General features: G+C 41.6%; 11 protein-coding genes. 5 read left to right on the forward strand and 6 right to left on the reverse strand.

All coding sequences use genetic code 11. The annotated features are described in order from the left end of the window. Positions 1-173: 173 nt before the first annotated feature. The 5 genes from pruA to I5M19_RS15845 all read right to left on the reverse strand — a co-directional run bounded on the left by pruA (position 174) and on the right by I5M19_RS15845 (position 7,766). Entirely contained in the window at positions 174-1,811 is a 1,638-nt protein-coding gene (gene pruA / locus I5M19_RS15825) for an L-glutamate gamma-semialdehyde dehydrogenase (RefSeq protein WP_200067330.1), read from the reverse strand. A 129-nt stretch (positions 1,812-1,940) separates the two neighbouring features. After that, complete coding sequence (locus I5M19_RS15830; protein ID WP_200067331.1) at positions 1,941-2,288, reverse strand: hypothetical protein; 348 nt, start codon at positions 2,286-2,288, stop codon at positions 1,941-1,943. Between the two features lie 71 nt (positions 2,289-2,359). Further along, entirely contained in the window at positions 2,360-3,313 is a 954-nt protein-coding gene (locus I5M19_RS15835; protein ID WP_200067332.1) for a DMT family transporter, read from the reverse strand. A 124-nt stretch (positions 3,314-3,437) separates the two neighbouring features. Further along, a complete protein-coding gene (locus I5M19_RS15840; RefSeq protein ID WP_200067333.1) occupies positions 3,438-4,889 on the reverse strand; it encodes a hypothetical protein in 1,452 nt (483 codons plus the stop codon). A 90-nt stretch (positions 4,890-4,979) separates the two neighbouring features. Next, entirely contained in the window at positions 4,980-7,766 is a 2,787-nt protein-coding gene (locus tag I5M19_RS15845) for a TonB-dependent receptor (protein WP_317193242.1), read from the reverse strand. 277 nt (positions 7,767-8,043) lie between these two features. Here I5M19_RS15845 and I5M19_RS15850 point away from each other — a divergent pair, with 277 nt between their 5' ends. After that, the gene (locus tag I5M19_RS15850) at positions 8,044-8,970 is read left to right on the forward strand and encodes an NADP-dependent oxidoreductase (protein WP_200067334.1); all 927 of its coding nucleotides are present in this window, start codon (positions 8,044-8,046) and stop codon (positions 8,968-8,970) included. Between the two features lie 27 nt (positions 8,971-8,997). Here the strand turns inward: I5M19_RS15850 and I5M19_RS15855 are convergent, their stop codons facing one another. Next, entirely contained in the window at positions 8,998-9,954 is a 957-nt protein-coding gene (locus I5M19_RS15855) for a CvpA family protein (protein ID WP_200067335.1), read from the reverse strand. Between the two features lie 220 nt (positions 9,955-10,174). Here I5M19_RS15855 and I5M19_RS15860 point away from each other — a divergent pair, with 220 nt between their 5' ends. The 4 genes from I5M19_RS15860 (at position 10,175) to I5M19_RS15875 (ending at position 12,718) form a co-directional block, all read left to right on the forward strand. Next, positions 10,175-10,492 (forward strand): ArsR/SmtB family transcription factor, encoded by a 318-nt coding sequence (locus I5M19_RS15860; protein ID WP_200067336.1) that lies wholly within the window; start codon positions 10,175-10,177, stop codon positions 10,490-10,492. Position 10,493: 1 nt separating this feature from the next. After that, positions 10,494-10,991, forward strand: a complete 498-nt coding sequence (locus I5M19_RS15865) for an SRPBCC family protein (RefSeq protein WP_200067337.1) — start codon at positions 10,494-10,496, stop codon at positions 10,989-10,991. A 158-nt stretch (positions 10,992-11,149) separates the two neighbouring features. Beyond that, entirely contained in the window at positions 11,150-12,085 is a 936-nt protein-coding gene (locus tag I5M19_RS15870; RefSeq protein WP_200067338.1) for a TraB/GumN family protein, read from the forward strand. A 27-nt stretch (positions 12,086-12,112) separates the two neighbouring features. Further along, positions 12,113-12,718, forward strand: a complete 606-nt coding sequence (locus I5M19_RS15875) for a DUF1684 domain-containing protein (RefSeq protein WP_235985862.1) — start codon at positions 12,113-12,115, stop codon at positions 12,716-12,718. The last annotated feature ends 71 nt before the right edge of the window (positions 12,719-12,789 follow it).

Consider the following 12,789-nt stretch of genomic DNA (forward strand, 5'->3'; position numbering starts at 1 on the left):
TGTTCTTAAAATAACTTAAAAAATAAACCCCGGCTCGTTAAAGTCGGGGTTTATTGTAAAGTGTTTTTTTTTATTTAAACCGTGAATCTTAAGCCTTGTATCTTGTCTCCTGATTCTTGTATCTTGGTGCCTGTTCCTGTCTCTTGATTCTTGGCTCTTGATTCTTATATCATTTAAGCTTCCTTTTGCAGGAACGGATAACGGTAATCCTTCGGCGGATCGAATGTTTCTTTTATGGTACGCGGTGATACCCAACGCAACAGATTGATCATTGATCCGGCTTTATCATTAGTTCCCGAGCCCCTGGCGCCACCAAATGGTTGCTGGCCAACTACCGCCCCAGTAGGTTTATCGTTAATGTAGAAATTTCCGGCTGCGTTACGCAATTTGTAGGTGGCATCCGCAATGGCATACCTGTCTTGCGAAATAATAGCTCCGGTAAGCGCGTAGATTGATGTATTGTCAACAATGTTCAATATCTCATCCCATTTATCATCCTCGTAAACATAAACCGTTAATACCGGGCCGAATAATTCCTCGCACATGGTAACATAATACGGATCCTGCACATGCAGAACAGTAGGTTCAACAAACCATCCGCGGGTTTTGTCGTATTTACCACCGGCAATTAACTCAACCGTTTTGTCAGCTTTTGCGGCCTCAATATATTTAACCAGTTTATCAAACGATACTTCGCTGATAACGGCGTTTATAAAATTTTCAAAATCCTCTACAGGGCCCATTTTAAAGCCTGCTATCTCAGTTTGCAGCTGTGCCTTAACTGCTGGCCATAATGATGCAGGGATGTAGGCTCTTGAAGCCGCCGAACATTTTTGTCCCTGGTATTCAAACGCGCCGCGCAGTAATGCTGTGCTTAGTACATCAACATCGGCACTTGGGTGGGCAAGTACAAAGTCTTTACCACCGGTTTCGCCCACAATGCGCGGATAGGTTTTGTATTTATGAATATTGGTGCCGATAGTTTGCCATATATGCTGAAAAACCTTGGTTGATCCGGTGAAATGGATACCCGCAAAATCAGGGTGATTAAATACCACATCGCCAACTTCAGGTCCGTCTGCGTATATCAGGTTAATAACGCCATCGGGTACACCTGCTTCTTTAAATACCTGCATTACCACGTTAGCGGCGTATACCTGGGTATCGGCAGGTTTCCAAACCACTACGTTACCCATCATAGCTGCTGATGCAGGCAGGTTACCCGCAATAGCGGTAAAATTGAATGGCGTAAGGGCGAATACAAAACCTTCCAGCGGGCGTTGTTCTACCCGGTTCCAGATACCTTTGCCGGATACCGGCGGTTGCTGCTGGTATATCTCGGTCATATAATGCACGTTAAAGCGCAAAAAGTCTATCAGCTCGCAAGCGGCATCAATTTCGGCCTGGTAAGCATTTTTGCTTTGGCCCAGCATGGTTGCCGCATTAATTTTTGCACGATACGGGCCTGCGAATAATTCGGCAGCTTTTAAAAATATGGCTGCACGCTGTTCCCAGGGTAAATTCTCCCAATCAGCCTTGGCGGCTAATGCCGCGTTAATAGCATCGTTTATATGGGTTTTGTTTCCCCAGTGAAATGTGCCTAAAAGGTGTTTATGATCATGCGGCGGACGCAGTTCCATTAGTTTACCTGTACGAACCTCTTTACCCCCAATATACATGGGTATATCAACTTGTTGTGAGCGGGCCTCGTTTAAAGCCGCTTTTAACGCTGCACGTTCCAAACTGCGCGGGCCATAATTTAAAACCGGCTCGTTAACAGGTTCCGGAACGTTAAAAAATCCTTTAAGCATAGATGAATAATTTAAAACTGCAAAGATACAGGTAAATGTGCAGATGTACGAATACGGGACAGGGTAAAGTTATTTTGTGACGCGGAATTGATAGGGTAGTAACACCTTTAACAGAAGTGTTGGTACAACTTACTCATGCTGCACATCCCACAAACCGGGATGATCGCGGTAATGGGTTATGTTTTCAATTATTTCCTGTACATCGTCGGCAGATAATTCTTCTGTACCATCTGCGGTGTAAGTGAACAATTTACCCGGATCTTCAAACGTAATATAACCCAGATAATTGGGGCTGTGTTTTTTATCCAACAGTAACTCCTCTTTTTTATAGTTAACTGTATCGGCATTTTCAAAACCAAAATCACGGTAAATATTGTAGGTGTAGGTAAGTACCGGATGCCCGTCTACATGCGCATCAGTATTAGGAATGATCATGACGGGTAGTTCTGTTCCGACGGTAAAAAATATAGGCGACATATCGTATTTATCTTATTCAGGGAACAGTTGTTAAAATAAATTTGTTTTAACTGATGTTATCTGTCCGCAACTTATTTGCCGACGACCAGCGGTTGCATTTTGTTTTTACCTTTAAGATTAATACGCGTTAAGTAAACACCCGCTAAAATAACCAGCAGGCAGGCTATTTGCCCTAATGTTATGGTTTCGCCATAATACCAGCCCCAGCCAAATGCTACAAAAGGTATTCCGTAACTGGCAGTAGTGGTGAACAATACACTTGTACGCTGCACCAGCGCGTAAAATAGTACCCATGCAAGTGCAGTGCCCAGCATACCCAGGGTGCATACCGCAACGCAGGCTTTTATATATACCCAATTATGCAGCGGTAGCGCAAAAAAGCCGGTTTTCCATAAAATAAGGAGTGATGGCAACCCTACGGCTATCAGTGAGAACGCGGTAATAACCAGCGGACTTACGCCATTGAGGTAACGCTTTACCACTACGATGTTTATACCGTAAAAAATGGTGGCCAGTATCACCAGTCCGCCGTAGCTTACTTCGCCAACCCCTGTATGTTTTTGAATAAAATACAGCAACACGATGCCGCCAAAACCGATAATTATACCTGCTATTTGATTTAACGGGATGCGATTGCCAAAAAACAGGAAACCAAATATAATAGCGAAGATAGGCGTGAGCGAGTTAAGCGTACCTGCCAGGGCACTGTCTATTTTAGTTTCGGCTATACAGAATAAGAAGGCGGGTAAAAAACTACCGAATATACCCGAGAACACCATATAGCCTGACAGTTTGAAGGGGATTTTAGCACGATGCCTTACTAACACCGGAATTAAAACTATCCCTGCCGTAATTATGCGTATGGCCGCTACCTGCGATGCAGTGAGCAGTGGTTTTTTGTCGTCATCATATAACCCGAGTTTCATTAAAATAAACGAGCTGCCCCATATCAGGCAAATGGTCATAAATATAAGCCCGTTAACAAGCTTCGGCGATAAAATAGCAGGATTACGGGTATTTTGCATTGCTGCTGCAAAATAATATTAATACCGGTAATATTTTATGAAAATAAACTGCAAGTGAAATATATAAAACAAAAACGGCCGCCCTAAAGGGCAGCCATTTTTTATATTAATTATGAATTATTTATTAGTTTACAGCACCAGGAGTGGTATAAGCCATAGCCTGTGGGTTAAAGTTAGCCCAACCTGAAGTCCAGTCGGTAGTACCGAAAGCACCACGGTAGGTTACTTTTTCAAAAAATGTGTCAGTTACTTTAGCGTTAGTAAATAAAGCACCGGATGCAGCTAATGAACCGGTTTTAACTGTAAAGTCAGGAGTGCCCGGATTAGCGAAATCAGATGAGTATTTAAATGGTGAGTTGATTAAAGCATCAGCATATAATGATGCGTCAAAAGTGTTTGTAGCTCTTAAAGTAGTTTCGAATATCGCTTTTTGAGTAGCGTTGTCACCTTTAACTTCGTTACCTTTTTTGTTGCTTCCGTATATAATGTTGTTTTGGAAAACTAAACGGCCGGCTGTGTAGTTAGTTGAAGTTGAACCTGCTGTAGCTACCTTTGAATCATCAATGTAAACACCTTCAACAAAACCTGCGAATACAGAGTTTAAGATGCTTTCGGCAGAGTTACGACGAATCTGAGCAGCATGCTGATAGTTAGCATTGATGTTACCTGAAGTTGCATTTGCAATAGGACCTAACAAAGTCATGTTAGAGAAAACTGCAGATGTTTGAGGAGTTTTATCAGAACCTGAACCATCATTGTCTGATTCAAAAGCGTTTGAACCTGAAACGTCAGCAATTGTTGGGTAACGTTGAGATAAACCGAACTGTACTTTACCGGAGAAACCAAAGTCAGTATCAAAGTCATCATCTAAGCTACCTATAGCTAATAAGTGTTTAGCGTTAACTGTACCACCAAACCACTCGAAAGAGTCGTCACCTGAACGGTAAACTTCGATATATTCCAAAGTAGTACCTGAACCTACACCACCTAAAGTAAGACCATTGATCTCGTTATCAGGTGAGAAAGGAATACCTGCATATTCAATACGGATATATTTTAAGGTACCTGAGTTGTCATCAGCAACAGAACCACCGTATTGTATATATTTAGCAGCGTCGCCTTTAGCATCCAAACCACCTTCGATGCTTACGTTATCGCCCTGGTTAACCGGAGCTTTACCTAAAAGGATGATACCACCCCAGTCGCCTGCGTTACGTGTACCTGCAGCAAATGATGAAGTAAACACAATAGGTTTAGAAGCAGTACCTACGGCCATTAATTTAGCACCACGAGTGATGATCAAAGTACCCTTTGAAGCTTTTTCACCTTTAACAATGGTACCCGGTTCAATGGTAAGGGTTGCGCCGTTAGTTACGTAAACAAAACCTTTAAGAGTATAAATTTTGTCGGCTGTCCAGGTAGTGTTTGCAGTAATGTCTCCGCTAACAGATACTGAAGTTGATGTTGAAGTTGTATCCGTTGGTGGAACAATTGGATCAATAGGAGAACTTTTCTTACTACATGAAGTAATAATTACAGAGGCGCCTAAGGCTAATAGTAATAATGTTTTTTTCATAATGTTTTTTGTCTGTCGATTTCCTGCAAAGAAAAGCTATGCATATTAAGCCTGTGTTAAATAGGCTTTAACAAATGACTAATTAATTAATCAAAAGGTGTAATTAAATGATAATGAATAGCTTGAACCTAAGTTGTATGCTTTAAATGTGGTGCCGCCAGATGGTGAGTATGGTTTCCCGTCAAGCTGATATTCGAAATTGTATTTTTGATTAAGGATATCGCTGCCGCTCAATTTGATCTCACCCTTGCTCTTTAGCACCTTATAACCCACCTGGAAATCCAGTACGTTACGTGGTAACTCATACACGCTGGAGAACCTTTCGCCACCGGCGTAAAATATACGTTTGCCCAAACGGTTAAACAATAAGTTTATAGATAGTTTATTGTCAAGTTCATTATGCAGTAAACCGGCGTTGATCACATACGGCGACTGGCCAACCAGCGGGCGCGTAGTTTCTAAACGGGTTACACCATCATCAGGGTTAGTTACCCTTGATTTATTTACCGAGAAGTTAGCGTAGGCTGTAGTATTTTTAAAGAATGTGTTAGCATCAATAAAATCAAGCGTTTTACGCGCTTCCATCTCAAAACCGTACACATAAGCCGATTTAGAGTTAAAGTAAGTAATGGTTGTTGATGAGTTAGGGTCGTCAATAAGCGGCTCTATAGCACCGTTGAAGTGCTTGTAAAATGCAGATACCGAGAATATTTGTCCGGCTGAAGGATACAACTCATATCTTAAATCAGCATTATCAATAAGAGTGCGGTGTAGATTTGGATTACCCTGTTGTGTAGCTAACAGTTCATAATCATAGTATGCGAATGGCGCCAGCTCCCTGAATTCCGGACGGGCCACCGTGCGGTAGTACGCTACCCTTAAATTAGCCTTATCTGTTAATGCATAAGTAAAGTTTACAGATGGTAAAAAGTCAAGGTTATCTAATTTAACACGTGGCTGATCAACATTGGTTTCTTCGGTATTTAGTTTAAGGTCAAATTTCTCTACCCTTAAACCATAAACTATACGCACATTTTCGCCAATTTTGCTATCCAGCATGGCATAGCCAGAATTGGTAAAGCTGTTGGCATCATACCTATCGGTAGGGTTTGATAATTCTTCGAGGTTATAAACACCGGTTGCTATTACATTCGGACCGAACAGGGTTTCTATAGGGCGCTGTAAAATGGCATTAATGTCATAGTTCTGATTGTTTTGGTCGATCACCAACCCAAGGAATCTTGCATTAAAAGTTCTGTCGCGGTATTGTGAGGAAACTCCTGCTTTAAATGTACTTTGTGTGAATAAATTAACCGGTACATTATAATCAACCTTACCCGAGTAGATGTTCTCGTTCAGATGAGAAAATACACGGGCATTTTCTTTACCTAAGTTAGTTACAGTAGCGTAGTAAGGTTCGCCTGCGTTGGTTTGTTTGTAGTTTACCTTTTTCTGATCAGGCTGATCATTCAATACATTGCTGAAACCCAGGTTCCATTTTATTTTAGAGTTTTTTGAACCTATGCTGTGGTCGCCCTCTATGGTTGATTTGAACAATGCTTTTTCTAACATATCATAAGCATAAAACCTGTTATCAGAACTTGAAGTACCTGTGTTAGCACCGGTACGATACGTAAACTGATCATCCAATATGCGGTTGTAAAGATTTTTAAATGTGATCTTATTTTTACCGAAGCTGTAAGCGAAGTTGGCCAACGCTCCTACATTGGTAGAGAATTTAGAAACCTGATTATGGTAATCGTAGTTATCAAAATTCTGTATCAGATCAGGAGTATAGTTCTGCGAATTACGATAAGTTAAGGCGATAGTAGTACCAAAGCGGTTTTTGTTTTCGCCAATCTCTTTTACATTACCTACAGTTAACTGATAATTTTGACCGGGTAAGGCTTTATTGTTATATATACCAAAATCGTTGTTAAGGCTATTGATGGATTGTATGTTTTGAGTAAAGCCCAATTGCTTGTTTACTATCTGGCTGGTGGTGGGAAAGTTATCTACCAGTTTACGGCTGCCATCATCAAAACCAAAATAATCGCTGACGCTGCGGAAACCGGTATTGAAATTTTTAAACGTGCTTTGGGTATTATAGCTATAACCTAAACTGAAGTTGATAAAATTTTGATCAGGGATGTCCTTGGTCAAAATTTGTACGTTACCACCTGCAAAATCGCCTGGCAAATCGGGGCTTGCTGTTTTGCTGATGATAATATTATCAATTAAGCTTGATGGAACGATATCAAATGAGAATGCCTTACGGTTAGGCTCGGTACTTGGCAGCGGTGCGCCATCTAACGATGCGGTGTTGTACCTGTCGCTCAAACCACGAACGATCACAAATTTATTATCCTGAATAGTAGTACCGCTCACTCTTTTGAGTACATCGCTGGTGTTTTTATCAGGCGATTTTCTGATGAGTTCTGAAGAGATACCGTCAGATATCGACACGCTGTTTTTTTGGATAGCATATAACGCGCTGGTAGATTCCTGCCGATAGGTTGCCTTTATCACTACTTCGTTAAGTGTTTGCGAGGCTGATTGCCCCATGGTGATATTAAGCGGAGTAGTAGCATCGGCCTTTACCTCAATGTCGGATATCGACTTGCTTTGATAGCCGATGTATCTTACCAATACGGTGTATTTACCGGGCTGTAAACCGCTTAATACATAATGGCCTTCCACATCAGTTGCGGTGCCCGAAGTTGTGCCTTGTATGCTTACTGTGGCACCAATTAAGGTTTCGCTGTTTTTTTCGTCAATTACTTTACCTGCTATTTTACCTGTGCTTTGTGCAAATAGCTGATTAGCAGAAAATAGGGTTACCAATAATATGGTAAGGATTGATAATGTTTTTTTCACGTGACTGAGTTTAATCAGGTGCAAAACTATTATCCAAATGTTAGTTGAATGTTATGTGTGCATTAACATAACGGAACCTTAATATTAATATAATGTTAAATGTGCTCAATGCCCAACTAAATTACATCTACGGTAAATCGTGCATGCTTTTAATTAATCCTATGAGGATTTACTATCCTTAAACGGATCATATATGAGGTGTTTTGCGTGTTGTATGGGTTGATCCGGGCACGGTTTATGTTTGATATAATTAATAAAATATTAAATACAGATAATTATGAAAGCGATAAGAATTCATGAATTTGGCGGACCCGACGTGTTAGAATTGGATGATATAGATATACCACAGCCTGCAGAGGATGAAGTGCTGATAAAAGTATATGCCAGTAGCGTAAACCCGGTGGATCAGAAAATATTTGAGGGAAAGGCGCAGCAGAAATTCCCGGTCAGTTTACCATTAACCATCGGTTGGGATGTTTCCGGCGTAATAGAGGGTGCAGGAAATAAAGTGCGTAATTTTAGCATCGGTGACGAAGTATACGCGCGTCCATTTCCAACTATTAACGGCGCCTTTGCCGAATATGTGGTAGTAAAAGCTGATGAAATAGCGCTTAAACCAAAAAGCATAGATCATCTGAAAGCGGCTGCTGTACCACTGGCCGGACTTACCGCATGGCAGGGTTTATTTAAGTATGGTGGTTTACAACGCGATCAAAAAGTATTAATACATGGCGCGTCAGGCGGGGTAGGCAGTTTTGCAGTTCAGCTGGCTAAGTGGAAGGGTGCTTTTGTAATAGGTACGGCATCAGCCCCAAACCTTGATTTTGTTAAACAGTTAGGCGCCGATGAAGCTTTAGATTATAAAAGTGAAAGATTTGAAGAGCATGTGCAGGATGTTGATCTGGTGTTTGATCTGATAGGTGGCGATACACAAAAGCGATCGCTGGAGGTACTTAAAGAGGGTGGCCGGCTTATAACTACGGTACAACCCTTGTATAAAGATGATGCAAAGGAGAAAAACATCCGGTTGGAAGGATTTACAGCACAGTCCTATGCAGAAGATTTAGAAAAAATTGCTGAACTGATAGATAAAGGAGTTGTTGACCCTGTAGTTTCAAGTATTATAAACCTGGAAGATGCCAAACAAGCAGAAATACTGAATGCAAAAGGCAACAGGGGTAAGATAGTTATCAAGGTTGTTTGATATTGAGGACATGGGTGATGGCGGACATCAGTTTCTGAAATCCTGCGTGATCATGAGGCCATAAATTCCGCCATCCAATATACCAATGCCCAGCCTGCCGAACGAGGGGTTTAGGATGTTAGCCTTATGCCCCGGTGAATTCATCAGCCCCTTATGTGCAATGGACAGTGTTTGCGCAAGGGCCAGGTTTTCGCCGGCGGTAATAAAGGTGATGTTACCTTTTTTCATGCGGCCAAAAGGATTGGTACCCTCAGGAGTATAGTGTGAAAAATATCCCCTCACAAACATATCAACCGAATGCTTGCGGGCCACAACAGTCATTTCCGGATCGGCTTTTACCGGATTTAGGCCACGTGAAGTACGCTCTTTATTTACAAGTATCAGCATTTGCGCCTCAAGGTCAGGCCGTGGCTTAGCGTTATCCTTGGTAAACGGAAGCTTAACAGATTTTTCTTCGCCCAGCTCGGCTCCATTCCCGTTAAGCGTGTGGTTTAACGCGTTACTGAACACCGGCGACATTTTATCATCCAGCCAGCTAACTTTATTGACCAATGCACTAGCCAGTTTACTATCCCGGGTTTTTTGGGAGATACTATTGGTAAACGGTATCAGCAACATTAGAGTAGCCAGTAATGTCGCCCATATGTAGCCATTGATAACTCCCGGTACAACTCCCAATATTTTATTAATGACATTATTATGTGCACGCTCAGGTACCTCATGTAATAGCAGGCCCTCCAGTTTATCTAATATTACACGGCCAATTATTACCGCTATAAAAAATCCAAGCGGCGCAGCCCAAACCCCGAATGATGGTGACAGTTTTAATAATATCCAGGCTATATAACTATAACCCAGGAAACCGATGATCAAACTGCCTATCCATGATATTAACACCAGCGATGATAAGATAAACCCGCGTGTAGTGCTCACCCATATGCATGCAACAAAAATCAACGATAATAACAGATCAATATAATTCAATTTACCTCCGGTTTACAGGGGATTAACAATTAAAGCGAGGGCTTGTTCAGTTTGGCTTTTACCCCTGCTTATAATATCAGACCATCTTAAATATTGAAAAGTAGACATTTCCTGTGAAAATACGTAGTATAAAAAGGAAGCAAGGAAAGTAAAAATAAATTTGTGCAACTGAATGGTTGCCATTATATTTGCAACCAAACGATTGCAAATATAATGTGTGATGAGACGAGACGTATTCCAGGCTATTGCCGATCCCACCCGAAGGGCCATATTAAGTTTACTGGCGCTAAACGCCATGACGCCCAATGCTATTGCTGAACATTTTGACAGCAGCAGGCAGGCCATATCAAAACATATAAAAATACTGACCGAATGCCGGCTGGTAGATCAGCAGCAAAGAGGGCGGGAGATTCATTACCATTTTAACGCGCAAAAAATGAAGGAAGTAGATATATGGATGGAGCAGTTCCGAAAACAGTGGGAGAGTCGTTTTGATCAGTTAGATGTATTATTAAAGAACCAAAACAAAAACCAATAATATGAATACAAAAGAAACCGTTTTTACAAAAGACGAGCAAAACAAAAAGCTAATAGTAGTACGCGCGTTTGATGCTCCTCAGGAGCAGGTATGGAAGGCGTGGACGGATAGCGCTATACTTGACCAATGGTGGGCACCTAAACCTTACCGTGCCGAAACCAAAACCATGGACTTCAGAACCTGCGGGCATTGGCTGTATTTTATGATAGGGCCGCAGGGCGATACCACCCTGTGCCGGGTGAATTTTGTGACAGTAGAAGACCAAAAGGGATTTTCTACTGAAACCTTTTTTTGTGATGCGCAAGGTAACGAGAACCCTGATCTTCCGAAAATGTACTGGGATACCCGCTTTAGCCAGAGCGGGAAGGTAACCACCGTGAATATTGAGATCAGTTTTGATAACCTGGAAGATATGGAAGCTATTATTAAAATGGGCTTTAAAGAAGGATTTACTATGGGATTGGGTAACCTTGATGAATACTTAGCTAATAACGGATAACATAAATCAGCTAAAGCCGTTTGCGGCAATAATAAAAGGTTGTTTCCGGCAAAGGAAACAACCTTTTACATTTTATGGGGATGAAATAGCTTTGATATGCTGATTGCTGCCTATATTGTGTTAATATATAAACGAAACCATTGCAGGGATATTGAACTATGAAAGCAGCTAAGCACATCATACACACACGTACATTAAAGGCGGGCATAAGTATCGCTGTTATATTATTTATGGGGATGCTGCTACCGGCAATATGCAGCGCGCAGCAGGTTAAGAGTAAACCGGGGCTTTTTTACGCGGTAACAGGCAACGGATTAAAAGATACCTCTTACCTGTTTGGTACCTTCCATTTGGTTAAAAGCGGTTATATGTCGCAGTTGCCGCACGTGCAGCAGGCTCTGCAAAAATCAAAAGGGGTGGTAGTGGAAACACTTATCGATTCTGCTAAGCTGCCGCAGCTGCAGGCCATGAGCTTTTTGAAAGATAAAACGCTGAGCAGTATGCTGGATAAACCTTTTAGCGACAGTTTGGATGCCGAACTTAAAAACACACTGGGGATGGGCTTAGCGCAACTGGATAAGTTTAAACCGATAAGTATTACGGTTACCTTATCAATGATATACATACAACAAAATAAACCGCCGGTATTAAACAATTACGATGGCGCGCCTTTGGATATTTACTTTGCCGACTACGGTAAGCAGCATGCTAAAATGGTTACCCCGTTTGAAACCGCCGAAGAGCAAATGGATATACTATTCAATAAAACCAGCGACGCAGAGCAAATAATCGATCTGAAACGATTTATACGCCATAAAGATGAAATGAGGACTTTAGGGAACGAAGAAGTAGACGCCTGGGTAGGGAATGACCTGGATAAACTGCAATACCTGTATGACAATTACTCGGATGCAGTTGGTAACTTAGATTATCTGCTTAAAAACCGTAATCTTAAATGGATGACCGTTTTGCCCGCATTGCTGCAAAAGCAGGGGCAATTTGTAGGGGTGGGGGCACTGCACCTTTCCGGGCCCGATGGGCTGGTGGAACAATTGCGTAAAAAGGGGTATACGGTTACGCCATTAAAATTATAAGGTTACACACATCTTTATATAATACTGATGAAACTACTGAAATATCTGCCATTACTGTTATTGTTAACGAGCGCGAATTTGTTTGCGCAAAACTATACCGCGCAAATTGAAAAATTCAGGGAAGATTATAAAAGCGATTTTTTGCAGGAAAAGAATTCTCCGCTTAAGCAGGAGGATCTGCAATACCTGCGTTTTTATGATGCTGACAGCAGTTACCGCGTACGCGCCGCTGCCCAAATATTAACCGCTGCCCCCACTTTTATTATGCCTGTATTTAGCGGCACAGGCCGCGAATATGCACCCTACGCTCTGTTGAATTTTAAACTGAAGGGCAAATCCATGCAGCTTACGGTTTACCGAAGCCTGGCACTGGCGAAAATACCTTCTTATAAGGATTACCTGCTGTTGCTTTTTACTGACGAAACCAACGGAAAAACCACCTATGGGGGCGGGCGTTATATTGATATGCGCGAGGGCGATTTTATCAACGGCACTGTTGTTATAGATTTTAATAAAGCCTACAACCCTTACTGCGCTTTTAGCGGAGGATATAGCTGTCCTAAACCACCCGATGAAAATCACCTCGATTGCGAAATATTAGCAGGTGAAAAAATGTTTGCGAAAGCGCACTGATCAGCAGGTGTAGTTGTTCCGTTTTTTAAAAAACGGAACACTTTTTAAAAAATTTTAGTTACCTAACTATT

The sequence above is a fragment of the Mucilaginibacter segetis genome (assembly GCF_016522075.1).
GTDB lineage: Bacteria > Bacteroidota > Bacteroidia > Sphingobacteriales > Sphingobacteriaceae > Mucilaginibacter > Mucilaginibacter segetis.

Bases quoted from the DNA above. Each gene is read 5' to 3' on its own strand.
- pruA (WP_200067330.1), bottom strand. From the start codon at position 1,811: ATGCTTAAAGGATTTTTTAACGTTCCGGAACCTGTTAACGAGCCGGTT.
- I5M19_RS15830 (WP_200067331.1), bottom strand. From the start codon at position 2,288: ATGTCGCCTATATTTTTTACCGTCGGAACAGAACTACCCGTCATGATC.
- I5M19_RS15835 (WP_200067332.1), bottom strand. From the start codon at position 3,313: ATGCAAAATACCCGTAATCCTGCTATTTTATCGCCGAAGCTTGTTAAC.
- I5M19_RS15840 (WP_200067333.1), bottom strand. From the start codon at position 4,889: ATGAAAAAAACATTATTACTATTAGCCTTAGGCGCCTCTGTAATTATT.
- I5M19_RS15850 (WP_200067334.1), top strand. From the start codon at position 8,044: ATGAAAGCGATAAGAATTCATGAATTTGGCGGACCCGACGTGTTAGAA.
- I5M19_RS15860 (WP_200067336.1), top strand. From the start codon at position 10,175: ATGAGACGAGACGTATTCCAGGCTATTGCCGATCCCACCCGAAGGGCC.
- I5M19_RS15865 (WP_200067337.1), top strand. From the start codon at position 10,494: ATGAATACAAAAGAAACCGTTTTTACAAAAGACGAGCAAAACAAAAAG.
- I5M19_RS15870 (WP_200067338.1), top strand. From the start codon at position 11,150: ATGAAAGCAGCTAAGCACATCATACACACACGTACATTAAAGGCGGGC.
- I5M19_RS15875 (WP_235985862.1), top strand. From the start codon at position 12,113: ATGAAACTACTGAAATATCTGCCATTACTGTTATTGTTAACGAGCGCG.